Raw genomic sequence first — 24,692 nt, 5'->3', positions numbered from 1 at the left:
ATCTGGCGGACATCTGTTCACTGTATTTTCTACGCGCGTTGCCGCCACCTCACCGGTCGCGACCCCACGTTCCACGCTTCACCTCAGGTTCCACCCTCGTCCCGGCACCCACGTATGACCCACGTATGTCCCTGGAGGGATCCCTTGCCGAGCAAGAAGTCCGCCCGTCTCGCCGCGCTCACCGTCGCCGCCGTCTGTTCCGCGGCGTCCGCCGTGGTGCTCACCGCGCCCGCGCACGCCGACTCCGTGCGCATCCATGACATCCAGGGCAGCACCCGAATATCCCCGTACGCCGGCCAGCAGGTCACGGATGTGGCCGGAATCGTCACCGGCGTGCGCACCTACGGCTCGTCCAGAGGCTTCTGGATCCAGGACCCGCAGGCGGACGACAACCCGGCCACCAGCGAGGCCATCTTCGTCTACACCAACTCCACGCCGACGGGCGTCGCCGTCGGCGACGCGGTCACGGTGGCGGGCACGATCCAGGAGTACGTCCCGGGCGGCGCCGCCACCGGCAACCAGTCGATCACCGAGATCACCAAGCCGACGTTCACCGTCGTCTCCAGCGGCAACGCCGTCCCGGCCGCCGTGGTCGTGTCCGCCAAGTCCGTGCCGGCCGCGTACGCCCCCGCCGGCGACACCGGCGCGAACGGCTCGGTCAACGGCCTGACGCTCAAGCCCTCGGCGTACGCCCTGGACTACTACGAGTCCCTGGAGCACATGAACATCCGGGTCGCCGACGCCCGGGTGGTCACCGGCACCGACTCCTTCAACGAGCTGTGGGTCACGGTGAAGCCGCGCGAGCACGCGAGCCGCCGTGGCGGTACGGTCTACGGCTCCTACGAGTCGCAGAACACCGGCCGCCTCCAGATCCAGTCCCTCGGCGCGGCCGCCGACTTCCCCAAGGCGAACGTCGGCGACACGCTCACCGGCACCACCACGGGTCCGCTGGACTACACCCAGTTCGGCGGCTACACCCTGGTCGCGAGCGAGCTGGGCACCCTGGAGAGCGGTGGCCTGAAGCGGGAGACGACGCGGAAGCAGGGGCGCGGCGAGCTGGCGGTCGCGACGTACAACGTCGAGAACCTGGACCCGTCCGACGCAACCTTCGCCGAGCACGCGTCCGCGATCGTGAACAACCTCCAGTCGCCCGACATCGTGTCCCTGGAGGAGATCCAGGACAACAACGGAGCGAAGAACGACGGTACGGTCGCCGCCGACCAGACGATGAAGAAGCTGGTCGACGCGATCGTCGCCGCGGGCGGCCCGGCGTACGACTGGCGCTCCATCGACCCGGTCGACAAGGCCGACGGCGGCGAGCCGGGCGGCAACATCCGCCAGGTCTTCCTGTTCAACCCGGAGCGGGTCTCCTTCACCGACCGCGCGGGCGGCGACGCCACGACCGCCGTCGGCGTGACCAAGGCGAACGGCAAGGCGGCCCTGACAGTCTCCCCCGGCCGGATCGACCCGGCGAACGCGGCCTGGACGAACAGCCGCAAGCCGCTGGCCGGTGAGTTCGTCTTCCGCGGCCGTACGGTCTTCGTGATCGCCAACCACTTCGCGTCCAAGGGCGGCGACCAGGCGCTGCATGCGCAGTACCAGCCGCCGGTCCGCAGCTCGGAGACCCAGCGCCACCTCCAGGCGACCGCGGTGAACGCCTTCGTCAAGGACATCCTGGCCACCCAGAAGAACGCGGACGTCGTCACGCTCGGCGACATCAACGACTTCGAGTTCTCCGGCACCGCCGAGCGGCTGGAGGACGGCGGCGTCCTGTGGTCGGCGATCAAGTCGCTGCCGAAGAGCGAGCGTTACTCGTACGTCTACCAGGGCAACGCCCAGACGCTGGACCAGATCCTGATCAGCCCGTCGATCCGGCGCTCCTGCGACTTCGAGTACGACAGCGTGCACGTCAACTCGGAGTTCAACGACCAGATCAGCGACCACGACCCGCAGGTCCTGCGGTTCCGCCCGTAGTCTCCGTCGGTTCTCAGGGCTGGCTGAACACGCCGTTCAGCCAGCCCTTCCACGTCTCCTCGTCCGCCTTGGCGTCGGCGCCCGGCGCGAAGTCGTGCACGGACATGCCGACCATGTAGCCCCAGTGGTTGCGGCCGAAGAAGCGGATCAGCGCGTCGTCCGTGCGCAGTCCGAGGAAGTACGGGTTGCGGAAGTCGACGACGGCGTCCAGGTCCTGGCCCTCCGGCCCGCTCACCCGCACGCGCGCACCCTCCGCCGTGTCGTCGGCGAGCCCGAGCGCACGGCCCACGGTGACGAACGCGTCGGACGCCTTGGACGCCTCGGGCCCGTCGAAGGTGGCGAAGGCGGTGACCGGGCGGCCCCGGAAGCGGGTGAGGTACTCGCGCAGGGTGTGCAGGTAGAACTCGGTGTGCCGGGCCGCACCGTCGTACTGGTTGTCCCAGTCGTCGACGAAGATGCCGCTGTGCACGTACCGCACCCAGGCGCGGCGGCCCTCGTCGCGCGGCTCGATCGTGTAGTCGAGCTGGTTGAGGGTCTGCTCGGAGATGCCCTCGACGTCCTCGACGCGGTTGGTGTAGTGGTGCGGCGGGTCCCAGGCGGTGACCTTCGATCCGAAGGGGCCCTTGCCGCCCTCGCGGGGCTCGGGTGCGTCCATCGGCCACAGCCAGCCGCCGGTACCGGCGGTCACCGCCTCCCACACCTCCTCGGGCGTGGCATCGACCTCGAACTCGCGGGCGATCTCGAATTCCTTGGACATGGTGGGCTCCTGAGTACTACTCGTCCGGTTCCGGGGTGGGCTGGTCTTCGACGCTGGGCTTGACCGTGGGCTTGAGCGTGGGATGTACGGCCACGACGATCCGGTGATCCCGGCCGCCCTCGGCGCCGGGTGCGTCGTACTTGCGGATCAGCGCGCTGACGCCGGCCGTCAACTCCTGGATGAAGGCGGCCCGTTCGGCGGCCGAGGCGAAGCGGACCTCGCCGTCCAGTGCGTACGTCGCCAGCCGCTTGTTGGCCTTCGTCGCGCCTGTGATCAGCGAGCCGACGTCCCGGACGAGCCGGGCGCCGAGCGCGAGCAGCCAGCGGGCGGAGAGCTGGTCGCGGAAGCGGTCCGGGTCCGGCTGCACGGAGGCGAGCGCGAGCGGCGAGATCACGTACGACGCGGCGGTCGCCCGCATCAGCCGCTCGGTGACGTTCCCCTTGCGGCGCTCGCCGGCCAACTCGACCAGTCCGTGCCGCTCCAGCGCCTTGAGGTGGTAGTTCACCTTCTGCCGGGGCAGCCCGACCCGGCCGGCCAGCATGGCGGCCGACGCGGGGCCGGCCGCCAGCTCGGCGAGCAGCCGGGCCCTTATGGGGTCCAGGGAGACGGCTGCGGCCTCGGGGTCCTCGATCACGGTGACGTCCAGCATGCGTCCACTGTCTCACCGAAAACTTTTTTTGTCCAGACGGTTCGAGTTTTCGGAACGTGAGAGGCGAGGTCGGTTCCCGTGCCGGTGTTCAGCTGGGGACGAGGCCGAGAGCGTGGTCGTACCGGCTGACCGTGCTGCCCTTCAGCCCCGGCCAGGTCTGCACGCGGTGCCACAGCTCCGTCGCCGAGCCGATGCCGTCGCCCGGGGCGGCGAGGGCCTCGATGTGGGCCTGGGCGCTCTCCCACTCGGCGTAGTTGAGGACGCGGGTGCCGTCGGCGCTCAGGTGGAAGTGGGCCGCGATACCGCCGGAGTGGGGGTTCGGTTCGGCCTCCAGCGCTTCGGCGACGGCGTCGACCCAGGCGCGCTGCCGCTCGGCATCGGGGCCCTCGAACTCGATGTCGACGATCACGATGCAGCCGGGGACGCGGGTGTCGTCCGGCCGGCTGAGGCTGCGGTAGTGCCGGTACCGGCCGAGCCACAGGCGTGCGATGCCCGGTACGGCGGTGTCGATCTCGTCGACGCGCTCCTGCCGGTGCGTCTTGACGAACGCCTCGTAGGCCGCCTCGCTCCTCCACTGCGAGTAGTGCAGGAGGGTGGAGGCGTCGTGGCCGGTGTAGACGTGGTAGCCGAGGAGGCCGTCGGCGGGCCAGGGGCGGCGCTGCCAGGTTTCGGCGATCGCGTCGACGGTCTGGCGCTGCCGAAGGGGGGTGCCCACGCGCCAGGTGCTGAAGAAGGGGGCGCCGATCTCGGGGTGGGCGAGGTCGGGGTGGGTGTGGGTACGACGGGTCACGGAGGCCTCCGGGAATCGGTGGTCGATGGGTACGTCGATCACCTTTCGACCTCAACCGGACTTGAGGTCAAGTGGCTCCTGGAGGGAGGGGTTCGCGGGGCGCGGGGGCACACGGCTGGGCGCGGGATCAGACGGCAGGGCGCGGGACCGGTGACCGATCCCGCGCCGTCTCGCCGCCTCGCCGTCTCGCTTCCTCGACGTCCCGCAGCCTCGCCGCCTGCGTCGTTGCTCGGTGTCCGGTGTCTCAGCCGTGCCCGTGGCGTCGTCGCCGCAGGATCTCGGCCGCGACCACCGCTCCCACCACAGCCCCGGCGACCAGCACAGGCTTCGGATGCCGTAGGCCGGCCTGGACGACGTTGCGGACGGGGCCCGGCATGCTGCCCTCCACGGTGTGATCCGCGCGCGTCGCCTTGTCGTGGACGGTGTGTCCGGTCCGGGTCGCCCGGTCCTGCACCACATGGCCCGCATGCGCCGCCCGATCCTGGACGGCGTGCCCGGCCTGGGCCGCCCGGTCCTGCACCACATGGCCCGCATGCGCCGCCCGGTCCTGGACGGCGTGCCCGGCCTGGGCCGCCCGGTCCTGCACCACATGGCCCGCATGCGCCGCCCGGTCCTGGACGGCGTGCCCGGCCTGCGTCGCCCGGTCGTGCACCACGTGCCCCGCCTGACCCACGCTGCTCCGCAGTTGCACGGTCATGGCACCTGCCTTGTCCATGAGGTCGGCGGTGCGGGTCATCGCCCGGCCCTTCACATCCGCCTTCCCCGCGAGGTCCGCCGCGGTGTCGCCGGGTCCGCTCCGCGTCTCCTCCATCTGCCGTCGCAGCTCTTCGGGCCCCTTGGCTCCGCCGCCTTTCGCGGCACGGCCCTTGGCCCTCTTGCCGCCCGGCTCCCCCGCGGCCCCTTCCGCCCCCGTCCTCTTGTCCGTCATCGATGCGCCCTTCCTGTGCCTCGTCTGCTCTCGTCTGTTCTGGTCCGCTCCCCGGTCAGGCGCACGCCTGTTCCCGGTTCGGAACACCCGGGTACCCGGACCGGCCCCCGCTATCCCCGCCGTCCGCCTTCACCCGGGCCCCGCTCACCCAGCCGGGCCAGCTGGGCCTGGAACCAGTCGAGGCGGGCCTGCAACAGCGCGGCCTCGGCGGCGAGTTCGGGCACGCCGAGATCGTCGGCCGGAGCGAGGTCGGCCATCGCCACGGACGCGACCTGGCCGGCCACCACGCGCAGCCGCTCCCCCGCCAGCCGGGCGAACCCCGCGAGCGAGACGGACGTACGGCCGAACAGGCAGCCCGCGCAGGAGGGGGCGAGCGCCCGCCAGCCGGAGCGGCCCCAGCCGGCGTCGGCCAGGGCGGCGGCGACCGTACCGCAGGCGCACGGGCCGACCGTGGCGGCGCGCACCCGCTGGCGGGCGTAGCGGAAGCCGCGCTCGAAGCGGAGGTAGCGGCCCAGCACGGTGACTTCGAGCAGGACGGCCGCCCGGTGCTCGGCCGTGCACAGCAGCGCCTCGGCGGTCGTACGGTCATGCACGCAGTGGAAGCCGCAGTCGCAGCGGCGGCTCGGCGCCCGGTGTCGCAGGCCGTAGACGCAGGACGCGTCGGCCAGGACTCCGTACGGCAGCGCGCCGCCCAGCGACACACCGGTGAACCCGGCCCGGGTGCCGTCCTGGGACAGCATCGGGTGGGCGATCTTGTATCCGGTCGGCGGCTCCGTCGGGCGTTCCTCCGGAAGCCGCAGCCTCATCGGGCGGCCGGGACCTCTTCGGGAGCCTTCAGTTCCTCGGTCGCCTCGGGGAGTTCGAGCTGTTCCTCGTGGGCCTGCGGCTGTTCTTCCGCGACTCCCGTGGCCAGTGCCTTGCCGAGCTTCATGACGCCTCCATGGGCCGATGGCGGTGACCGTCCCGGCCATGGTGGCCCATGGCGGGCGAATTGGGCAGAGGGCCTGGGCGGGGCTTCGTCGCAGCAATGCTTACGTATATCTCGTAGCAGAATTAAGTGGAGCTTCACTGTCGGTCTGCCGAGACTGGTTCCATGACGACACCCGCTTGCGCCGCCCCGCCGTTCGGCCGCGCCCTGTGCGCGATGATCACGCCCTTCTCCGAGGACGGCGGGCTCGATCTCGACGGGGCCCAGCGGCTCGCCGACCGGCTGGTCGCCCAGGGATGCGACGGTCTGGTGCTCTCCGGTACGACGGGCGAGTCACCGACCACGACCGACGCCGAGAAGGCGGCCCTCGTCGAGGCGGTGCGGGAGGCGGTGGGCGGCCGGGCGTCGATCGTGACCGGGATCGGCACGTTCGACACACGGCACACCGTGGAGCTCGCCCTTGAGGCCGAAAAGGCGGGCGCGGACGGCGTGTTGGTGGTCAGCCCGTACTACAGCAAGCCTCCGCAGGACGCGCTGGAGGAGCACTTCCGGACCGTCGCGGACGCGTCGGGACTGCCGCTCGTGCTGTACGACATCCCGGGCCGCACCGGCACCCGTATCGAGCCGGAGACGCTGATCCGGCTCGCCGAGCACCCCCGGATCGTCGCGGTGAAGGACTGTTCCTACGACTTCCTCGGCGCCCAGAAGGTCATGGGGCGCACCGAGTTGGCGTACTACGCGGGCTGCGACGAGCACATCCTCGCGCTGTACGCGGTGGGCGGTGCCGGCTACATCAGCACGGTCGCGAACGTCGTACCGGACCGGCTCCGTGCGGTCCTCGACGCGTTCGAGGCGGGCGACACCCCCGTGTCCGCCCGCCTCCAACAACGTGCCACGCCGCTCATCGAGTTGATGATGTCGGCGGGCCTGCCCGGCACGGTCACCGCGAAGGCCCTGCTCAATGAGCTCGGCCTGCCCGCGGGCCCGGTCCGCGCCCCGCTGCGGCCCGCCGGCCGGGAGGCGGTCGACGGGCTGCTTGCGGCGTACGAGGAGCTCACTACCGGCTGATCAGCGCCGGGCGAGGACCGGCTCCCACTCGAAGGACAGGTCCTCGTCCTTCTGCGCGCTCGGGCCGCTCAGCCACTGGACCTCGTCGCTGCCGATCGTCACCAGGACGAGCCGTGGCCGGTACGGCCCCTCGCCCGCGGTCCGCTCCTGCGCGATGAGCCGCTTTCCGTCCACCCAGGCGAGCAGCTCCGCGCCGCGCACCTTGGTGATCTCCTTGCCGGTGAGCGGATCGCGGATCGAGGAGTAGGACTTGTCGGGAACCTCCTTGGACAGACCGGTGGCCGCGAGGCTGCCGTCCGGGGAGAGCCTGGCGCCGACGTCCGTGCGCAGGTGGCGCTCGTTCGCGGGCGCCGCGACCTTGTTGCCGTCGAGGTCGTAGAACTGCTGCAAACCGTCCCTCGGCCCGATGACCTGCGTGTACACCAGGTCACCGGTCCGGCTGAAGGCGAAGTCCTGGCGGGAGTTGATGTCGCGACTGCCGGACCGGACGCCGGTCCAGGAGGCCGTGCCGGAGGCGACGTCGACGACATGGAAGCCGCTGCGGCTCGACTCGCCGAACTCCGCCACCCAGGAGACCGCCCCATCCCCGCCCGTCTGCCTGATGCGCAGGTCGGGGTTCTCGTCGTAGGTCGTCGCGACCAGCTTCCGCCCGTCGTACGAGTACGCCAGCCCGCCGACCCCGTGGTCCACCGGAATCCACCGCTCGACCTCCCCCGTCGCGAGATCGAGCAGGCCGATCCGCCGCACGGGCAGGTTCCGCTCCAGTACGGCGGCCGTTCTGATCCCGGGCGCGACGGCGACGAAGGACCACCTGTCGTCCTTCTCGTACCGTCCGGTCTTCGGGTCCAGGAGCCAGTAGGTGCGCTCGGCGACACCGCGGTTCTTCGTCTGCGGGACGATCCGCGAGGTGGTGTAGGCGGCGAGCGCCACGTCCCCGGCCGCGATCAGGTCACGCGGCGGCGACTGGTCCGGGTGGGCGCTGGTCCCACGGCCGTCCAGCACGCTCGCCGGACGCAGGTCCTCCCGGCCGGCGTCCAGCAACGGCACCGCGACCGCGATGCCGACCACGGCCGCGGTGGCCGCGGCGACGGTGGCGATCCTGCGGGTGCGGCGGCGTCGGCGGACGGCCAGCACGCGGTCCGCGTAACCGGGGCCCGCCGACGGCTGTTCGGCGGCCAGCTCCCTCAGGGAGTCTCGTACGAGTTCCTCGACGTTCACTCAGCGCACCTCCACGGGCGAGAAGTCACGGGACGGCCGGGGCGCGGCGTCGGCCGGGCCCAGGGCGGCCAGTTCGGGCGCGAGGGTGCGCAGCCGGGCGAGGGATCGGTGGGTGGTGGACCGTACGGTGCCGACCGAGCAGCCGAGGATGCGGGCCACGTCGGCCTCCGGCAGGTCGTCGAAGTAGCGCAGCACCAGCACGGTGCGCTGCCGTGCGGTGAGCCGGGCCAGCGCGCCGCGCATCAGCAGCCGCAGCTCGGCGGCGGGGGCGGCGTCCGGGTTCGCGCCGGGCTCGGGCGGCTCGGCGACGGTCAGCTCGCGCCGCCACCACTTCAGCCGCCAGCGGCTGATCTGCTGCCGGTACAGGATCTGGCGTATGTACGCCTCCGGCTCGTCGATGCGATGCCAGCGGCCGGCCGCCTTGATCAGCGCGTTCTGCAGAAGGTCCTCCGCCGCGTGCCCGTCGCCGCCGGTCAGCAGCACCGCCGTCTTCAGCAGCGCGGACGACCGGTTCGCCACGAACTCCCGGAAGCTCTCCTGCGCTTCGGCATCCATCGTCACCTTCTCTTCCCCCGGGCGGGCCCGGTGCCCGCCTCTCCTACCCCTTGTGACGCGTGCGGCGTGCCGCCGCTATGCCGACGCACAGAAAATAGATCAGGGCATACGGCGGGGCCCGTACCGCCTCTTGGTGCGGTACGGGCCCCGGCCCACGCTCACGGTGCGCCGTGCGCGATCAGCCCCACTTGTACCCGTCGCCGAAGAGCAGGAAGTGCTCCAGCACATCCTCCATCGGGTCGTCGACCTGCCCCACGTTGACCAGCCCGATGCGGGGGCCGTTGTGCGAGCCCGTGTTGGTCTCGTCGGCGTGCGCGGTCCCGGCCGGCAGCCAGCACGCCGCCCCCGCGGCCAGCACCCCGACCACCAGGCGCAGCACGGTCCTGGTCCGCTCGCTCGTCTTCACTCGACCCGTCATCAGCCTTCGGCCCTCGTTTCGTCGGTTCGGCAGGTGATCGGAAACTGCGTCCACCCGTTCATCTGCCTGGACCGCCCGGAGGTCACGACGAGTAACCCGTACGTGAGCCCGCTGCCGTGGGACTGACGGCGCAGTCAGGCCCTCTGGCCGTCGCCGGCCTAGCCGCGGTGAGCTCCGCGCCAGGGGTGCGGGTCGACCGATGTGGGTTGGGGGGCCTCATGGGCCATGTCGGCCTCCTTGGGTCGCGGAGCCCCCGGCATTCCGACGCCGTGGGGGTGACGTCGGCCACCGACGACTGACGCCCACGACAGAAGCCCACGGCATCTGAGCTGGTCAGAGCCGTGGGCTTCGGGTGTCCCGCTGGTCGGCGGAAAGGGCGATCAGTGGATCGGCGTCAGGTCAGGACGCTGATCGACCAGGCAGCCGCAGGTCACGGCCGCCCATGATCAGTTGTGGCTGTGCAGGATGTCGTTCAGGCCGCCCCAGACCGCGTTGTTCGGGCGGGCCTCGACGGTGCCGGTGACCGAGTTGCGGCGGAAGAGGATGTTGGAGGCGCCGGAGAGCTCGCGGGCCTTGACGATCTGGCCGTCGGGCATGGTGACGCGGGTGCCCGCGGTGACGTACAGGCCGGCCTCGACGACGCACTCGTCGCCGAGCGCGATGCCGACGCCCGCCTCGGCGCCGACCAGGCAGCGCTCGCCGATGGTGATGATCACGTTGCCGCCGCCGGACAGCGTGCCCATCGTGGACGCGCCGCCGCCGATGTCGGAGCCGTCGCCGACGACGACGCCCGCGGAGATACGGCCCTCGACCATGGAGGTGCCCAGGGTGCCGGCGTTGAAGTTGACGAAGCCCTCGTGCATGACGGTGGTGCCCGCGGCGAGGTGGGCGCCCAGGCGGACCCGGTCGGCGTCGGCGATGCGGACGCCCTTGGGGGCGACGTAGTCCGTCATCCGCGGGAACTTGTCGATCGAGGTGACCTGGAGGTGCAGGCCCTCGGCGCGGGCGTTCAGCCGGACCTTCTCGACGTCGTCGACGGCGACCGGGCCGAGGGAGGTCCAGGCGACGTTGGCGAGGAAGCCGAACTGGCCCTCCAGGCTCAGGCCGTGCGGCTTTACCAGGCGGTGGGAGAGCAGGTGCAGGCGGAGATAGACGTCGTGGGCGTCGATCGGCTTGTCGTCGATCGAGGCGATGACCGTGCGGACCGCTACGACCTCGACGCCCCGGCGCGCGTCCGGACCGATCGCCTTAGCGGCACCCTCGCCGAGCAGCTCGACGGCGCGCTCGGCGGAGAGCCGCTCGCTGCCGGAGGGTCCGGGCTCGGCTACGAGCTCGGGCGCGGGGAACCAGGTGTCGAGAACGGTGCCGTCGGCGGCGATGGTGGCGAGGCCGGCGGCCACGGCGCCGGTGGTGCGAGGAGCAGTCGTGTCGGTCATGAGGGCAACCTAACCGGCGGGGGGCCGCGCGGGCCAACCGGTGGCGGGGGCGTCTCAGGGTGCGGGCCCTCGGCGGCCCTCTCGTCACGAAATCACGCGGCGCAGCACGTCGCGCGCGTACTCCTCGTCGTACGGCGCCTCCGTGAGCAGCACCTGCAGACAGATCCCGTCCAGCAACGCCACCAGCGCCCGCGCCGTGACCGGATCCGTACGGCGGGACAGCCGCTCGGCGAGATCGCGCGCCCACTCGTCGGCGACGGCGCGCAGGGCGGGGCGGCGCAGGGCGGCGAGGTAGAGCTCGTACTCCAGCTCGACGCCCGTGCGGTCCCCGGCGAGCCACTCGCCCATCCAGCCCGCGAGTTCGGCGGCCAGGTCGGCCTCCGGGTCCTCCAGGCCGCCGCGCGAGGCGAGCACCTTGGCGAAGCCCTCGTTGGCCTGGCGCAGAGCGGCGACCAGCAGATCGTCGAGGGTCTTGAAGTGGTACGTCGTGGAGCCGAGCGGCACGTCCGCCTCGGCGGCGACGGTGCGATGGCTCAGCCCCGCGATGCCCTTCTCCCCGACGACCCGGATCGCCGCGTCGATGATCCGCTGACGTCGCTCGGGGTCGTAGCGCCGGGCCATCAGTGCGCGCCTCCCAGGTTCAGCACCACCACGCCGACGATGATCAGCGCGATGCCGGCGGCCTTCGTGACCGTCATTCCCTCCCCCAGGAACAGGATCCCGATGGTGGCGATCGCCGCGGTGCCGACGCCGGCCCAGATCGCGTAGGCCGTACCCACGGCGACGGTCCTCAGCGTCTGGGCCAGCAACGCGAAGGAGACGACGTATCCGAGAGCGGTCAGCAGCGACGGCCACAGCCTGCTGAAGCCGTCGCTGTACTTCATGGCGGTCGTGGCGGCGACCTCGGCCGCTATGGCTCCGGCGAGCAGCAGGTATCCCATGTGTACAAGCGTACACAACGTTGCGTACGACCGTACACAAGCCTGTGCCGGGCCGGCTCGGTTCAGCAGGCGCGGCGGCGGTATCCGCTCTCCCCCGCCGGTACGACGTCCAGGTCGCGCAGGACCACCGACAGCCGGTCGGCCCATTCGGCGCAGGCGGCCTTGAGTCCGTCCGCGCGGTACTCGATGACGAAGACCCGGTCGTCGTAGGCGTCCGCGTAGGCGCCGCACTCGTCGTACTGTCCGCACTCCTCGGCGACCGCGAAGTCGAAGCCGATACGGTGTCCCTGCCGGGCCAGTTCGGCGGCGTTCTTCTGGCCGATCGCCAGACCGGCGGTGTGCGCCCGGGCGGCGAGCAGCTTGCCGAAGGCCAGGTTGTCGTCGGCGGTCAGCAGCCCGTCGGACCGCTCGTTGGAGTCGAGGTTGTCGGCCTCGACCGCCTGGAACCCGGACTCGGCGCAGGAGTCGATCCACTTCCCGACGATCCCCGCGAGCCGTTCGCGCTTGGCGGCCGTCGAGATGTCCAGCAGGGCCTCGTCCCAGTCCTGGTCGACGACCGTCTTTCCGTCGGCGTCGCGGAGCAGCAGGTCGGGGTGGCGGTCCTGCCACCAGTCCTCGGTGTCCGGCTGGGCCTGGAAGGCGTTGACGTAGCAGATGCTGTACACGCCCGGCGCCGGTTCGGCGGTGCGGTCGCGGGAGACGGCGCGCACGCCGGCGGGCGGCGGGTAGGAGCCGCCGATCTGGTAGTCGAAGGCGACCCCCGGCTCGGGCAGTTCCACCTGCTTCGGGTCGTCGCCCCCCTCCCCCTCGGACGACGTCGCGCATCCGCCCGCGGCCACGGCGAGCACACCGCAGAGCGCCGTGGCCACGAGCGTTCGGCGGAGGGCGTGAGGGATGCGGTGGACCATGATCCGGGGGCTCCTGACGGTGCGTGATCTTCGACGCTGCCCGGCCATGATGCCCTGCTCCGCGCCCGGACCCGGCAACGCCTCCTACCCCGCCGGGACGGACATCCGGCGCGCTCGGCGCACAGATACCCCACGTCCGGCTCGATCCGTTCCTGGCCGCCCCACTCCGGATGCCGCCCGATCAACAGCGCCCGCACCGCGGCCGCAATCTCGTCCTCGCCCGTGGCGCAGTCCCGCCGCCAGGTCTCGTCGCTCAACTCCCGCACGTAGTCACTGACATCGGCGAGCACCTGCGGACCACCGAGGTCGCCGCGCCCCGGGACCAACGCGCGGGGACCGGTGGCGGCCGACCGATCCGGCACCGCCAGGCGGCGCACGCCCGAGCCGTGCAGGCCGTGCGCTGGAACAGCACCGTCGGGATGGCTCCGCTCGGGCACCGGATGCCGGAGGAGCCGGCCGTGGTGCCGGTCGTCGACGTGGCACCGAGTCGGGTGGGGCGGCGTGGAACGAGGTGACGGGAACCCGTTGATCCGCTCGCCGGTCGGGATCGCGACGGACACGTACCGCGACTGACAGCCGCCTGTCGCAGCCGAGGGCACCCCGGGGCTCCGCCGGCCGCCCACACACCCCAACTCCGCCGCGCCCGACCCCCGTTCACGCCTCAACACTGCCACCACCGGGCACGGCGAGTCTCGGCTGGCGCCGAGAAATCGATGTGGATACAGCTGTTTCCAAAGGGCTGCTCCGGGACTACTGGTTCCACTACTGTTGTTCACCGTTCACATACCGGGCCTTCGCAGCCGCGGTCGTCGCCCCATGACGCCGCTGGGGGGAACAGCGCATGCCAGAAAACAAGTCCCGGCCGTCTCAGGACCAACCTTGGGAGAACGGCTGGGCCCCGGACACCTCCCGGGCGCCGGGGACGCGCCGCCTGTGGCTGGCGGGCGGGATGGCCGTGGCGACGATCGTCGCCTGCGCCACCGCGATCGCCGTATCCGAAAGGGAATCCGAGGCCAGGTCGCCCTCGGCGTCGCCCTCCGCCGAGAACCCGTCGGCCCCCGGCCTGATCTCCTTCGCCACCCCGTCGGGGACGACTCCCCCGAAGGGCAAGAGCGGCCTGTCGACGCCACACCCGGGGACCAGGGCACCCGGCCAACAGCACGCCACCACACCGAAACCCGCGCCGGAGACGTCCAAGTCACCATCCCGCGAAGGGAGTTCGCCGACGGCCGCTCCGAAGCCCCCGGCCACCACCTGGCGATCCGTCCGCTCGGTCAACTTCCCGGACCGCTACTGGCACGTGAGCGACGGCTACGTGAGGCTGGACCGGGTCCACGGCTCGGAGTCCCGCGAGGACTCGACCTTCAAGCAGGTCAAGGGCCTGGCAAACAGCTCCTGTTACTCCTTCGCCACGCGGGACGGCAGGTACCTGCGCCACCGCGCCTTCGTCCTGCGCGCCGAGCGCGACAACGGCTCAGCGCTCTTCGGGCAGGACGCCACCTTCTGCCCCCGCGCCTCGTCGACCCAGTCCGGTGCCACCATGCTGGAGTCGGTCAACTACCCGGGCTACTTCCTGCGCCACCGCAACTTCGTGGTCCGTCTCGAACGCTTCGAGTACAGCTCCCTGTACCTGTCGGACTCGTCGTTCCGGCTGGTCGGCGGGCTGGCCTGAACACAGGCAAGCGGCGGCACCCGGAAGGTACCGCCGCTTGCGTCAGGCCGCTGGTGGCCTCAGACGTTGAACCCGAGCGCCCGAAGCTGCTCCCGCCCATCATCCGTGATCTTGTCCGGACCCCACGGCGGCATCCAGACCCAGTTGATGCGCAGCTCGCTGACGAGGCCGTCCGTGGCGGACTTGGCCTGGTCCTCGATGACGTCCGTCAGCGGGCAGGCCGCCGAGGTCAGGGTCATGTCGAGGGTCGCGATGTTCGCGTCGTCGATGTGGATGCCGTAGATCAGGCCGAGGTTGACGACGTCGATGCCCAGCTCGGGGTCGACGACGTCGTACAGCGCCTCACGGACCTCTTCCTCCGAGGCCGGCTTCATCTCAACGGTCTCGCTCATGCCGTCTTCCTTTCGGCGTCGGCTCCGCCCAGCGCCTGGGCCGTCGCGTCCTTCCACGCCATCCAGCTGAGGAGGGCGCACTTGACCCGGGCGGGGTACTTGGAGACGCCGGCGAACGCGACCGCGTCCTCCAGCACCTCCTCCATCGCGTCGTCGGGCTCGATCTTCCCCTTGGACTGCATCAGCTCCAGGAAGGTCTCCTGGATCTTCTGCGCGTCGGAGAGGTCCTTGCCGACGAGGAGGTCGTTCAGTACGGACGCGCTGGCCTGGCTGATGGAACAGCCCTGGCCCTCGTACGAGACGTCCTCGATCGTCGTGCCGTCGTACTTCACGCGCAGGGTGATCTCGTCGCCGCACGTCGGGTTCACGTGGTGCACCTCGGCGTCGCCATCCCGCAAGCCCCGCCCGTGCGGGTTCTTGTAGTGGTCCAGGATGACTTCCTGGTACATCGAATCCAGCTTCATGCGATCGCTCGTCCCGTCCCGTCAGCCGAAGAAGTTCCGTACGTGCTCCAGGCCGTCGACCAGTGCGTCGATCTCGGCCGGCGTGGAGTACAGATAGAACGACGCTCGCGTGGTCGCAGGAATTCCGTAGCGCAGGCACACGGGGCGGGCGCAGTGGTGGCCCACCCGGACCGCGATGCCCTGCTCGTCGAGGACCTGGCCCACGTCGTGCGGGTGGATGTCGCCGAGCGTGAAGGAGATCGCGGCGCCGCGGTCCTCGGCCGTGCTCGGGCCGATGATCCGCAGGTCGGGGACCTCCGCCAGCCGCTTCACCGCGTACTCGGTGAGCGCGTGCTCATGGGCGAGGATCTTGTCCATGCCGATCGAGTTGAGGTAGTCGATCGCCGCGCCCAGGCCGATCGCCTGCGAGACCGGGGGCGTGCCCGCCTCGAACTTGTGCGGGGCGGGAGCGTACGTCGACGAGTGCATCGACACCGTCTCGATCATCTCGCCGCCGCCCAGGAACGGGGGCAGGTCCTCCAGGAGTTCCTGGCGGCCCCACAGGACGCCGATGCCGGTCGGGCCGCACATCTTGTGGCCGGTGAAGGCCACGAAGTCGGCCTGGAGCGCCTGCACGTCCATCGGCATGTGGGGTGCGGCCTGCGAGGCGTCGATGCAGACCAGCGCGCCGACCTCCTGCGCACGGCGCACTATCGCCTCGACCGGGTTGACCGTGCCCAGGATGTTCGACACCAGCACGAAGGAGACGATCTTCGTCTTCTCGGTGATGATCTCGTCGATGTTGGACAGGTCGAGCCGGCCGTCGTCCGTGAGACCGAACCACTTCAGCTTCGCGCCCGTGCGCTGCGCGAGCAGCTGCCACGGCACGATGTTGGAGTGGTGCTCCATCTCCGTGATGACGATCTCGGTCTCGTGGTCCACCCGGTAGGGCTCGTCGGCCCAGCCCAGCATGTTGGCCACGAGGTTCAGCGACTCGGAGGCGTTCTTGGTGAAGATCACCTCGTCACGCGAAGGCGCGTTGATGAACTCCGCGACCTTGTCGCGCGCGCCCTCGTACAGCGCCGTGGCCTCCTCGGCGAGGACGTGCACGCCACGGTGGACGTTGGCGTTGTGCTGCTCGTAGTACTCGGAGAGCACGTCGAGCACCTGGCGCGGCGTCTGCGAGGTCGCCGCGTTGTCCAGATACACGAGCTTCTTGCCGTCGTGGACGACACGGTCCAGGATCGGGAAGTCCTTGCGGAGCGCCTCGGTGTCGAGGAGGCCCGGCAGCTGTGTCACGCGGATGCGCCACCCTTCGTGTAGGCCTCGTAGCCCTCGTTCTCCAGCTTGTCGGCGAGCTCGGCGCCGCCGGATTCGACGATGCGGCCGGCGGAGAAGACGTGGACGTAGTCGGGCTTGATGTAGCGCAGGATGCGCGTGTAGTGCGTGATCAGCAGGGTGCCGACCTCACCGGTCTCACGGACCCGGTTCACGCCCTCGGAGACGACGCGCAGGGCGTCGACGTCCAGACCGGAGTCGGTCTCGTCGAGGATCGCGACCTTCGGCTTGAGCAGCTCCAGCTGAAGGATCTCGTGGCGCTTCTTCTCACCGCCGGAGAAGCCCTCGTTGACGTTGCGCTCGGCGAAGGCGGGGTCCATGTTGAGGCGCTCCATGGCCTCCTTGACCTCCTTCACCCAGGTGCGCAGCTTGGGGGCCTCGCCACGGATGGCGGTGGCGGACGTACGGAGGAAGTTGGAGACCGAGACGCCGGGGACCTCGACCGGGTACTGCATCGCCAGGAACAGGCCCGCGCGGGCGCGCTCGTCGACGGACATCTCCAGGACGTCCTCGCCGTCGAGGGTGACGGTGCCGGAAGTGATCGTGTACTTCGGGTGACCCGCGAGGGAGTAGGCGAGGGTCGACTTGCCCGAGCCGTTGGGGCCCATGATGGCGTGCGTCTCGCCCTGCTTCACGGTGAGGTCGACGCCCTTGAGGATCTCCTTCGTGGCGTTGTCGGCCTCGACGGTGACGTGCAGGTCTCGGATTTCAAGCGTTGCCATGGGTGCCTCAGGACTCCTGGGTGAGGGAGACGAGCACGTCGTCCCCTTCGATCTTTACGGGGTATACGGGGACGGGGCGCGTCGCGGGAAGGCCGGACGGCTTGCCGGTTCTGAGGTCGAACGCGGAGCCGTGCAGCCAGCACTCGATCTGGCAGTCCTCCACCTCGCCCTCGGAGAGCGAGACGTTCGCGTGCGAGCAGATGTCGTGGATCGCGAACACCTCCCCCTCGGTCTGCACGACCGAGACCGGCGTGCCGTCGAGTTCCACCCGCTTCGGGGTGTCCTCCTCCAGCTCGCTCAGCCCACAGGCGCGTACGAAAGCCATCAGACCGTGGCCTCCAGCTCCTCGTCGATCTTCACGAGGAGGCGCTCTTCGATGTCGTCGACGCCGATCTGCTGGACCAGCTCGGCGAAGAAGCCGCGTACGACGAGACGACGGGCCTCGTCCGCGGGGATGCCGCGGGCCATCAGGTAGAAGAGCTGCTCGTCGTCGAAGCGGCCGGTCGCCGAGGCGTGGCCGGCGCCGACGATCTCGCCGGTCTCGATCTCCAGGTTCGGCACGGAGTCGACGCGGGCGCCGTCGGTCAGAACCAGGTTGCGGTTCATCTCGTAGGTGTCCGTGCCCTCGGCCTTGGCCTCGATCAGCACGTCGCCGATCCACACGGCGTGCGCCGCGTCGCCCTGGAGCGCGCCCTTGTAGGCGACGTTGGACTTGCAGTGCGGGGTGTTGTGGTCGACCAGGAGGCGGTGCTCCTGGTGCTGGCCCGCGTCGGTGAAGTAGAGGCCGAACAGCTCGGCCTCGCCACCGGTGCCGGCGTAGGCGACGCGCGGGTGAAGGCGTACGAGGTCGCCGCCGAAGGTGACCACGAACGACTTGAAGGTGGCGTCCCGGCCGATCAGCGCGTTGTGCTGGCCCACGTGCACGGCCTTGTCGTCCCAGTCCTGGACGGAGACGACGGTGAGCTTGGCGCCGTCGCCCAGGATGTAGTCGACGTTGGCGGCGAGCACGGCGTCACCGGTGTGGTCGATGACGACGACGGCCTCGGCGAAGGCTCCGAGCTCCACGACCTGGTGGCCGTAGGCGACCCCGCCCTCGCCGTGCACGGCGATGCGGATCGGCTCGGTGAGGACCGTCTCCTTGGGGACGGTGACGACACCGGCCTTCTCGAACGCCGAGTAGGCCTGGGCGGCGACGCGGTCCACGGGCGTGCCCGCCTTGCCGATGCGCGCGTCGTCGCGGCCGACGGTCTCGACGGTGACGCCCTCGGGGGCCTCGACGGTGACCTGGAGGCCGTCGCCGGTTGCCACGGCGGTGCCGTCGTGCAGCCCGCGCAGGCGCTCCAGCGGGGTGAACCGCCACTCCTCCTCGCGGCCGTGCGGGACCGGGAAGTCCGCGACGTCGAAGGACGGGGGCGCGCTCATGCGCGTGGCGACGGTCGACTCGGCGGCCACCGCGATCTGGCCCGCGGTGGTGGAGCCCACGGGGATGTTCTGAGCCTCAGCCATGGCTGTCGGTCTGCTCTCTTTCCTACGTCAGATTTCGCTAGCTGCTAACCGAAGGACCGGTCTTAACCGACCGCGCCTTCCATCTGCAGCTCGATCAGCCGGTTGAGCTCAAGCGCGTACTCCATGGGCAGCTCCTTCGCGATGGGCTCGACGAAGCCGCGCACGATCATCGCCATCGCCTCGAACTCGCTCAGACCGCGGCTCATCAGGTAGAAGAGCTGGTCCTCGGAGACCTTGGAGACGGTCGCCTCGTGGCCCATGGACACGTCGTCCTCGCGGACGTCCACGTAGGGGTACGTGTCGGAGCGGGAGATGGTGTCGACGAGCAGCGCGTCGCACAGCACGTTGGACTTCGAGCCGTGGGCGCCCTCGCCGATCTCGACCAGACCGCGGTAGGAGGTACGGCCGCCACCACGCGCCACGGACTTCGACACGATGTTGGAGGAGGTGTTCGGCGCCATGTGGACCATCTTGGAGCCGGCGTCCTGGTGCTGCCCCTCGCCCGCGAAGGCGATGGACAGGGTCTCGCCCTTGGCGTGCTCGCCCATCAGGTAGACGGCCGGGTACTTCATCGTCACCTTGGAGCCGATGTTGCCGTCGATCCACTCCATGGTCGCGCCCTCGTAGGCGACGGCGCGCTTGGTGACCAGGTTGTAGACGTTGTTCGACCAGTTCTGGATGGTCGTGTAGCGGCAGCGGGCGTTCTTCTTGACGATGATCTCGACGACCGCGGAGTGCAGCGAGTCCGACTTGTAGATCGGGGCCGTGCAACCCTCGACGTAGTGCACGTAGGCACCCTCGTCGACGATGATCAGGGTCCGCTCGAACTGGCCCATGTTCTCCGTGTTGATACGGAAGTAGGCCTGCAGCGGGATCTCCACGTGGACGCCCGGCGGCACGTAGATGAAGGAGCCGCCCGACCACACCGCGGTGTTCAGCGACGCGAACTTGTTGTCGCCGACCGGGATGACCGTGCCGAAGTACTCCTTGAAGAGCTCCGGGTGCTCCTTCAGGGCGGTGTCGGTGTCGAGGAAGATGACGCCCTGCTCCTCCAGGTCCTCGCGGATCTGGTGGTAGACGACCTCCGACTCGTACTGGGCGGCGACACCGGCGACGAGGCGCTGCTTCTCCGCCTCCGGGATGCCCAGCTTGTCGTAGGTGTTCTTGATGTCCTCGGGCAGGTCCTCCCAGGACTCCGCCTGCTTCTCCGTGGAACGCACGAAGTACTTGATGTTGTCGAAGTCGATGCCCGAGAGGTCCGAGCCCCAGTTCGGCATGGGCTTCTTGTCGAACAGCCGCAGACCCTTGAGGCGGAGCTTGGTCATCCAGTCCGGCTCGCTCTTCTTCGCGGAGATGTCACGGACGACGTCCTCGCTCAGGCCGCGCTTGGCAGAGGCGCCGGCCTCGTCGGAGTCCGCCCAGCCGTATTCGTAATTGCCCAGACCCTCGAGCTCAGGGTGGGCAGTCTCCTCGATGGGGAGAGTCATGCGGGGTTCCTCCCGGCCGTGCTTGCAGGTGCGTTATGGGTGGTGTGGGAAATCTTGGGGATGAACGTCGTGCAGACGCCGTCGCCGTGCGCGATCGTCGCCAGTCGCTGGACGTGTGTTCCGAGCAGCTCGGCGAAGATCTCCGTCTCCGCCTCGCACAGCTGCGGGAACTGCTCCGCGACATGGGCGACCGGGCAGTGGTGCTGGCAGAGCTGCTCGCCTTTTTGGGGGAGGGGTGCGCTGCGCGCCGTTGCAGCGTACCCGTCTGCGCTCAGGGCCTTGGCCAGGGCTTCGGTGCGCTCATCCGGGCTGACGGCCTCGATCGCCTTGCGGTAGGCGCTCGCCTGGGCGGCGATCCGGGCGCGGGCGAAGGCGGCGACCGCCTCGCTCCCGCCCTCGCGCTCGGCGATCCACTTCAGGGCGTCCACGGCGAGCAGGTCGTACGACTGGTCGAAGGCGTCGCGGCCGCAGTCGGTGAGTGCGAAGACCTTGGCGGGACGGCCACGCGTGCGCGTGCCGTACACGCGCTGCTCGCGAGCCTCCACGACGTCGTCCGCGGCCAGCGCGTCCAGATGCCTGCGTACGGCGGCCTGGGTCAGCCCCAGCCGGCCGGCCAGCTCGGCGACGGTCGACGGCCCGTGGTCCAGGATGGACCGCGCGACCCGGTTGCGCGTCGAGCGCTCTCCGGTCGCGAGCTCCTCCTGCGGGGTTCCCCTGAGGGTCTCCCTGGCCTCGCCGACGTTTTTCACAACGCCATTGTTGCGTAATTCCTCAAAGGCAGGCAAGCCACGCCCGGGCCCCTCGACGGTGCCCTGCGTCACTTAGGTATACCTAATCTGACCTGCGGAAATGATCTTTGATCGATCAAACCGGTGGCATTTCGAGGCCCCGTCCGGAACACTCCGGAAGCATGTCCACACCCCCTCCGACCGGGCCTCTTGTCACTCGGGGCACGCTCGCGGCACAACTGCGCGAGCTAGGCGTCCAAAGCGGTGAAACCCTCCTCGTGCACTCCTCGCTCAGCGCCCTCGGCTGGGTCTGCGGAGGGGCCGTCGCGGTCGTCCAGGCGCTGCTGGACGCCCTCGGCCCGGACGGCACGCTGGTGGTCCCCACCCAGACCGGCGACCTCTCCGACCCGGCGGTGTGGAGCAACCCGCCCGTGCCCGAGGACTGGTGGGAGACGATCCGGGCCACCATGCCCGCGTACGACCCGCTGACCACGCCCACGCGCGGGGTCGGCGTCGTCCCGGAGACCGTACGGACCTGGCCGGGCGCCCTGCGCAGCGCCCATCCGCAGACGTCGTTCGCCGCCGTCGGCCCGCGCTCGGCGGAGATCACCGACGGCCACGCCCCCGACTGCCGCCTCGGCGAGCGCAGCCCGCTCGCCCGGCTGGAGGCGCTCCACGCGCGCGTGCTGCTGCTCGGCGCCGGCTACGACACGTGCACCGGCTTCCATCTCGCCGAGTACCGGATCCCGTCACCGCTGGTGAAGGTGGGGCGGCCGGGGCCCACGGGCTGGGAGGTGGTGACCGAGGTGTCGATCACCTCGGACCGGTTCGACGAACTCGGCCATGACTTCGAGCGGGACCGTCCCGTCGTACGCGGCAAGGCGGGCGCGGCCGACGCACGGCTGTTTCCGCTGGCCGACGCGGTGGCGTACGCGTGTCGCTGGCTGGAGACGCACCGGCCCCGCGCGGAGGAGATATGAACCCGCGCCGATGAACAGATGCGCACCCGGCCGTTCGGGGGACCGAGGGCGTACCTAGACTCTGGAGCCATGCGAACTGAGCCCGTGCTCCAGGTCCAGGCCCTGGTGAAGCGGTACGGCACGAAGACCGCGGTGAACGGTCTAGACCTGGTGGCCCACGCGGGCGTCACCGCCGTACTCGGACCCAACGGCGCGGGCAAGACGACGACCGTCGAGACCTGCGAGGGATACCGCAAGCCGGACTCCGGCACGGTGCGGGTCCTGGGCCTCGACCCGATACGGCAGTCCGGCGAGCTGCGGCCCCGCATCGGCGTGATGCTGCAGTCCGGCGGCGTCTACTCGGGCGCGCGGGCGGACGAGATGCTGCGGCATGTGGCGAAACTGCACGCACATCCCCTGGACGTCGACGGTCTCATCGAGCGGCTCGGCCTTGCCAGCTGCGGCCGGACCACCTACCGCCGCCTCTCCGGCGGCCAGCAGCAGCGGCTCGCGCTCGCCATGGCCGTGGTCGGCCGCCCGGAGCTGGTGTTCCTGGACGAGCCGACGGCCGGGCTCGACCCGCAGGCCCGCCGGGCCACCTGGGACCTGATCCGCGACCTGCGCACCGACGGCGTCTCCGTGATCCTCACGACCCACTACATGGACGAGGCCGAGCAGCTCGCCGACGACGTCGCCATCATCGACGCCGGCCGCGTGATCGCCCACGGCTCCCCCGAGGACCTGTGCCGCGGCGGCGCCGAGAACACCCTCCGCTTCAGCGGCCGGCCCGGTCTGGACGTGGGCTCCCTGCTCAAGGCGCTGCCCGCCGACTGCACGGCCGCGGAGCTGACGCCGGGCTCCTACCGGGTCGTCGGCAAGGTCGACCCCCAGCTGCTCGCGACGGTGACGTCGTGGTGCGCACAGCACGGGGTGATGCCGGACCGCATCTCGGTCGAACGGCACACCCTCGAAGACGTCTTCCTGGAGCTCACCGGCAAGGAGCTGCGTTCGTGACCACCGTCGACACGGGTACGTACACCCCGAGGCCGGGCGCCGCGCCCCTCCCCCGCATGATCGCGGCCCAGGCGGCGCTGGAGACGAAGATGCTGCTCCGCAACGGCGAGCAGTTGCTCCTGACCGTCGTGATCCCCACCCTGCTGCTGGTCCTCTTCGGCTCGGTGGACATCGTCGACACGGGCGCCGGCGAGGCCGTCGACTTCCTCGCCCCCGGCATCCTCGCGCTCGCCGTGATGTCGACGGCGTTCACGGGGCAGGCGATCGCCACGGGCTTCGAGCGCCGGTACGGCGTGCTGAAGCGGCTGGCCTCCTCACCGCTGCCGCGCTGGGGCCTGATGACCGCGAAGACGGCGTCGGTGCTGGTCACCGAGGTCCTGCAGATCGCCTTGCTGACGGTGATCGCCTTCGCGCTGGGCTGGTCGCCGCAGGGCAGCCCCCTGGCCGTGCTGCTCCTTCTCGTCCTCGGCACGGCGGCCTTCTCCGGACTCGGGCTGCTGATGGCCGGCACCCTCAAGGCCGAGGCCACCCTCGCCGCCGCCAACCTGGTCTTCCTGCTGCTGCTCGTGGGCGGCGGGGTGATCGTGCCGCTGGACAAGTTCCCGGACGCCGCCCAGGACGTCCTCGGCCTGCTGCCCATCTCGGCGCTCTCCGACGGACTGCGCGACGTGCTCCAGCACGGGGCCGGGATGCCCTGGGGCGACCTGGGGATTCTGGCCGTGTGGGCGGTCGTGGGGCTGGCCGCGGCGGGGAAGTTCTTCCGCTGGGAGTAGGCCGCAGGGCCACCCGCTGCCCCTCAGGCGCCTTGGCCGGGGACCCTCGTGAAAGCGTGCACAAGCGGCCGCCTACGATAGGGCGCGTGCCAAAGCTGACCCGCGCCGACGCCGTAGCGGCCGTGCGCAACCCCCTCGCCTTCATCGCCGCACGCTGGACCCCGACCCCGAGGACGGTCCAACGGGCGGCCCTCGCCGCGCTCGTGATGTCGGTGTTCATTGTGGTCACCGGCGGTGCGGTACGCCTCACCGGTTCCGGGCTCGGCTGCCCGACCTGGCCCAAGTGCACCGACGACTCGCTCACCGCCACCAGCGAGATGGGCCTGCACGGCGCCATCGAGTTCGGCAACCGCATGCTCACCTATGTGCTGTGCGCCGCCGTCGGCTGGGCGATCATCGCGGCCCGCTCCACCAAGCCGTACCGGCGCGGCCTGACCCGTCTGGGCTGGGCGCAGTTCTGGATCGTCATGAGCAACGCGGTGCTCGGTGGCATCGTCGTCCTGGTCGGCCTCAACCCGTACACGGTCGCGGCCCACTTCGTGGCGACGTCCGCCCTCATCGCGGTCGCGACGGTGATGTGGCAGCGCACCCGGGAGGGTGACACGGCGCCGCGTCCCCTGATCGGCAAGGCGGTGCAGCAGCTGGTGTGGGTCCTGGTCGGGGCCTCGGTGCTGCTGATCCTGGTCGGCACGGTGGTCACGGGCGCGGGTCCGCACGCGGGCGACTCCAGCGAGGTCGAGCGGATGCCGGTCGACTGGGAGAACGTCACCAAGCTGCACGCCGTGCTGGCCTGGATCGTGGTCACGCTGACGTTCGCCCTGTGGTTCGTCCTCAAGGCGGTCGACGCCCCGAAGAACCCCCTGAACCGCACCCGCGACCTGTTCCTGATCCTTCTCGCCCAGGGCGTCATCGGCTACGTCCAGTACTTCACGGACCTGCCCGAGATCCTCGTCGGCCTGCACATGTTCGGCTCGGCCGTGACCTGGATCGCGGTGCTGCGGGTGCTGCTGTCCCTGCGGGAACGGCCGCTCGACGAGATCGGCGTCCAGGCTCCGGCGGCCGAGGCGACGGTCGGCACGCGCGCGTGA

General features: G+C 70.5%; 29 protein-coding genes. 8 read left to right on the top strand and 21 right to left on the bottom strand.

The window, feature by feature from the left end:
• Positions 1-144: 144 nt before the first annotated feature.
• The gene (locus ACIA8X_RS19290) at positions 145-1,974 is read left to right on the top strand and encodes an endonuclease/exonuclease/phosphatase family protein (RefSeq protein WP_399458715.1); all 1,830 of its coding nucleotides are present in this window, start codon (positions 145-147) and stop codon (positions 1,972-1,974) included.
• 13 nt (positions 1,975-1,987) lie between these two features.
• On the opposite strand, the gene ACIA8X_RS19285 is transcribed toward ACIA8X_RS19290, so the two are convergent.
• The 6 genes from ACIA8X_RS19285 to ACIA8X_RS19260 form a co-directional block, all read right to left on the bottom strand.
• A complete protein-coding gene (locus ACIA8X_RS19285; protein WP_393442876.1) occupies positions 1,988-2,731 on the bottom strand; it encodes an SRPBCC domain-containing protein in 744 nt (247 codons plus the stop codon).
• Between the two features lie 16 nt (positions 2,732-2,747).
• Positions 2,748-3,380, bottom strand: a complete 633-nt coding sequence (locus ACIA8X_RS19280) for an ArsR/SmtB family transcription factor (RefSeq protein ID WP_393442874.1) — start codon at positions 3,378-3,380, stop codon at positions 2,748-2,750.
• Positions 3,381-3,468: 88 nt separating this feature from the next.
• Positions 3,469-4,170, bottom strand: coding sequence for an antibiotic biosynthesis monooxygenase (locus ACIA8X_RS19275; RefSeq protein WP_399458772.1), 702 nt, complete (start codon positions 4,168-4,170; stop codon positions 3,469-3,471).
• Positions 4,171-4,414: 244 nt separating this feature from the next.
• Complete coding sequence (locus ACIA8X_RS19270; RefSeq protein ID WP_399458714.1) at positions 4,415-5,098, bottom strand: DUF3618 domain-containing protein; 684 nt, start codon at positions 5,096-5,098, stop codon at positions 4,415-4,417.
• 110 nt (positions 5,099-5,208) lie between these two features.
• Positions 5,209-5,904, bottom strand: coding sequence for a hypothetical protein (locus ACIA8X_RS19265; RefSeq protein ID WP_399458713.1), 696 nt, complete (start codon positions 5,902-5,904; stop codon positions 5,209-5,211).
• Complete coding sequence (locus ACIA8X_RS19260; protein WP_399458712.1) at positions 5,901-6,029, bottom strand: hypothetical protein; 129 nt, start codon at positions 6,027-6,029, stop codon at positions 5,901-5,903. The genes ACIA8X_RS19265 and ACIA8X_RS19260 overlap by 4 nt, the downstream gene beginning before the upstream one ends.
• 162 nt (positions 6,030-6,191) lie before the next feature.
• Here ACIA8X_RS19260 and dapA point away from each other — a divergent pair, with 162 nt between their 5' ends.
• Positions 6,192-7,094: a 4-hydroxy-tetrahydrodipicolinate synthase gene (gene dapA / locus ACIA8X_RS19255; protein ID WP_393442866.1), complete on the top strand. Its 903-nt coding sequence runs from the start codon at positions 6,192-6,194 to the stop codon at positions 7,092-7,094.
• Here the strand turns inward: dapA and ACIA8X_RS19250 are convergent, their stop codons facing one another.
• The 7 genes from ACIA8X_RS19250 to ACIA8X_RS19220 form a co-directional block, all read right to left on the bottom strand.
• Positions 7,095-8,312 (bottom strand): WD40 repeat domain-containing protein, encoded by a 1,218-nt coding sequence (locus ACIA8X_RS19250; protein ID WP_399458711.1) that lies wholly within the window; start codon positions 8,310-8,312, stop codon positions 7,095-7,097.
• Positions 8,313-8,867 carry a SigE family RNA polymerase sigma factor gene (locus ACIA8X_RS19245; protein ID WP_399458710.1) on the bottom strand — a complete coding sequence of 185 codons (555 nt, stop codon included), beginning with the start codon at positions 8,865-8,867 and terminating at the stop codon, positions 8,313-8,315. It lies immediately after the preceding gene.
• 178 nt (positions 8,868-9,045) lie between these two features.
• Positions 9,046-9,285 carry a hypothetical protein gene (locus ACIA8X_RS19240; RefSeq protein ID WP_399458709.1) on the bottom strand — a complete coding sequence of 80 codons (240 nt, stop codon included), beginning with the start codon at positions 9,283-9,285 and terminating at the stop codon, positions 9,046-9,048.
• A gap of 446 nt (positions 9,286-9,731) precedes the next feature.
• Positions 9,732-10,721, bottom strand: a complete 990-nt coding sequence (gene dapD / locus ACIA8X_RS19235; RefSeq protein ID WP_399458708.1) for a 2,3,4,5-tetrahydropyridine-2,6-dicarboxylate N-succinyltransferase — start codon at positions 10,719-10,721, stop codon at positions 9,732-9,734.
• An 84-nt stretch (positions 10,722-10,805) separates the two neighbouring features.
• Positions 10,806-11,342: a TetR/AcrR family transcriptional regulator gene (locus ACIA8X_RS19230; RefSeq protein WP_393442856.1), complete on the bottom strand. Its 537-nt coding sequence runs from the start codon at positions 11,340-11,342 to the stop codon at positions 10,806-10,808.
• Positions 11,342-11,662, bottom strand: a complete 321-nt coding sequence (locus ACIA8X_RS19225; protein ID WP_393442854.1) for a DMT family transporter — start codon at positions 11,660-11,662, stop codon at positions 11,342-11,344. Before ACIA8X_RS19225 ends, ACIA8X_RS19230 begins: the two co-directional genes overlap by 1 nt.
• Before the next feature lie 62 nt (positions 11,663-11,724).
• Positions 11,725-12,570 (bottom strand): endo alpha-1,4 polygalactosaminidase, encoded by an 846-nt coding sequence (locus ACIA8X_RS19220; protein WP_393442852.1) that lies wholly within the window; start codon positions 12,568-12,570, stop codon positions 11,725-11,727.
• Between the two features lie 170 nt (positions 12,571-12,740).
• Here ACIA8X_RS19220 and ACIA8X_RS19215 point away from each other — a divergent pair, with 170 nt between their 5' ends.
• Both ACIA8X_RS19215 and ACIA8X_RS19210 read left to right on the top strand, forming a co-directional pair.
• Positions 12,741-13,085, top strand: a complete 345-nt coding sequence (locus tag ACIA8X_RS19215) for a hypothetical protein (protein ID WP_393442850.1) — start codon at positions 12,741-12,743, stop codon at positions 13,083-13,085.
• A gap of 326 nt (positions 13,086-13,411) precedes the next feature.
• On the top strand, positions 13,412-14,242 hold the full coding sequence (locus ACIA8X_RS19210; protein WP_393442848.1) for an AbfB domain-containing protein: 831 nt from the start codon (positions 13,412-13,414) through the stop codon (positions 14,240-14,242).
• A 59-nt stretch (positions 14,243-14,301) separates the two neighbouring features.
• Here ACIA8X_RS19210 and ACIA8X_RS19205 read toward each other — a convergent pair whose 3' ends face one another.
• The 8 genes from ACIA8X_RS19205 to ACIA8X_RS19170 all read right to left on the bottom strand — a co-directional run bounded on the left by ACIA8X_RS19205 (position 14,302) and on the right by ACIA8X_RS19170 (position 20,879).
• Positions 14,302-14,634, bottom strand: a complete 333-nt coding sequence (locus ACIA8X_RS19205; protein ID WP_028809645.1) for a metal-sulfur cluster assembly factor — start codon at positions 14,632-14,634, stop codon at positions 14,302-14,304.
• Positions 14,631-15,098 carry a Fe-S cluster assembly sulfur transfer protein SufU gene (sufU, locus tag ACIA8X_RS19200; RefSeq protein ID WP_393442846.1) on the bottom strand — a complete coding sequence of 156 codons (468 nt, stop codon included), beginning with the start codon at positions 15,096-15,098 and terminating at the stop codon, positions 14,631-14,633. The genes ACIA8X_RS19205 and sufU overlap by 4 nt, the downstream gene beginning before the upstream one ends.
• A 21-nt stretch (positions 15,099-15,119) precedes the next feature.
• On the bottom strand, positions 15,120-16,376 hold the full coding sequence (locus tag ACIA8X_RS19195; protein WP_399458707.1) for a cysteine desulfurase: 1,257 nt from the start codon (positions 16,374-16,376) through the stop codon (positions 15,120-15,122).
• The gene (sufC, locus tag ACIA8X_RS19190; RefSeq protein WP_393442842.1) at positions 16,373-17,137 is read right to left on the bottom strand and encodes a Fe-S cluster assembly ATPase SufC; all 765 of its coding nucleotides are present in this window, start codon (positions 17,135-17,137) and stop codon (positions 16,373-16,375) included. Before sufC ends, ACIA8X_RS19195 begins: the two co-directional genes overlap by 4 nt.
• A gap of 7 nt (positions 17,138-17,144) precedes the next feature.
• On the bottom strand, positions 17,145-17,462 hold the full coding sequence (locus tag ACIA8X_RS19185) for a non-heme iron oxygenase ferredoxin subunit (protein WP_030948995.1): 318 nt from the start codon (positions 17,460-17,462) through the stop codon (positions 17,145-17,147).
• Positions 17,462-18,643 (bottom strand): Fe-S cluster assembly protein SufD, encoded by a 1,182-nt coding sequence (sufD, locus tag ACIA8X_RS19180; RefSeq protein ID WP_393442840.1) that lies wholly within the window; start codon positions 18,641-18,643, stop codon positions 17,462-17,464. The genes ACIA8X_RS19185 and sufD overlap by 1 nt, the downstream gene beginning before the upstream one ends.
• A 62-nt stretch (positions 18,644-18,705) precedes the next feature.
• Positions 18,706-20,130 (bottom strand): Fe-S cluster assembly protein SufB, encoded by a 1,425-nt coding sequence (gene sufB / locus ACIA8X_RS19175; protein WP_393442838.1) that lies wholly within the window; start codon positions 20,128-20,130, stop codon positions 18,706-18,708.
• Positions 20,127-20,879 (bottom strand): helix-turn-helix transcriptional regulator, encoded by a 753-nt coding sequence (locus ACIA8X_RS19170; RefSeq protein WP_393442836.1) that lies wholly within the window; start codon positions 20,877-20,879, stop codon positions 20,127-20,129. Before ACIA8X_RS19170 ends, sufB begins: the two co-directional genes overlap by 4 nt.
• Before the next feature lie 161 nt (positions 20,880-21,040).
• Between ACIA8X_RS19170 and ACIA8X_RS19165 the strand changes: the two genes are divergently transcribed.
• The 4 genes from ACIA8X_RS19165 to ACIA8X_RS19150 all read left to right on the top strand — a co-directional run bounded on the left by ACIA8X_RS19165 (position 21,041) and on the right by ACIA8X_RS19150 (position 24,692).
• Complete coding sequence (locus ACIA8X_RS19165) at positions 21,041-21,838, top strand: aminoglycoside N(3)-acetyltransferase (protein WP_393442834.1); 798 nt, start codon at positions 21,041-21,043, stop codon at positions 21,836-21,838.
• Between the two features lie 69 nt (positions 21,839-21,907).
• Positions 21,908-22,831 carry an ABC transporter ATP-binding protein gene (locus tag ACIA8X_RS19160; RefSeq protein ID WP_393442832.1) on the top strand — a complete coding sequence of 308 codons (924 nt, stop codon included), beginning with the start codon at positions 21,908-21,910 and terminating at the stop codon, positions 22,829-22,831.
• Positions 22,832-22,887: 56 nt separating this feature from the next.
• On the top strand, positions 22,888-23,604 hold the full coding sequence (locus ACIA8X_RS19155; protein WP_393443265.1) for an ABC transporter permease: 717 nt from the start codon (positions 22,888-22,890) through the stop codon (positions 23,602-23,604).
• A gap of 95 nt (positions 23,605-23,699) precedes the next feature.
• The gene (locus ACIA8X_RS19150) at positions 23,700-24,692 is read left to right on the top strand and encodes a heme A synthase (RefSeq protein WP_393443263.1); all 993 of its coding nucleotides are present in this window, start codon (positions 23,700-23,702) and stop codon (positions 24,690-24,692) included.

The organism is Streptomyces sp. NPDC051738 (genome assembly GCF_044453205.1).
In the GTDB taxonomy this organism is placed as follows: Bacteria; Actinomycetota; Actinomycetes; order Streptomycetales; family Streptomycetaceae; genus Streptomyces.
This window is presented reverse-complemented; position numbering and strand designations above follow the sequence as displayed.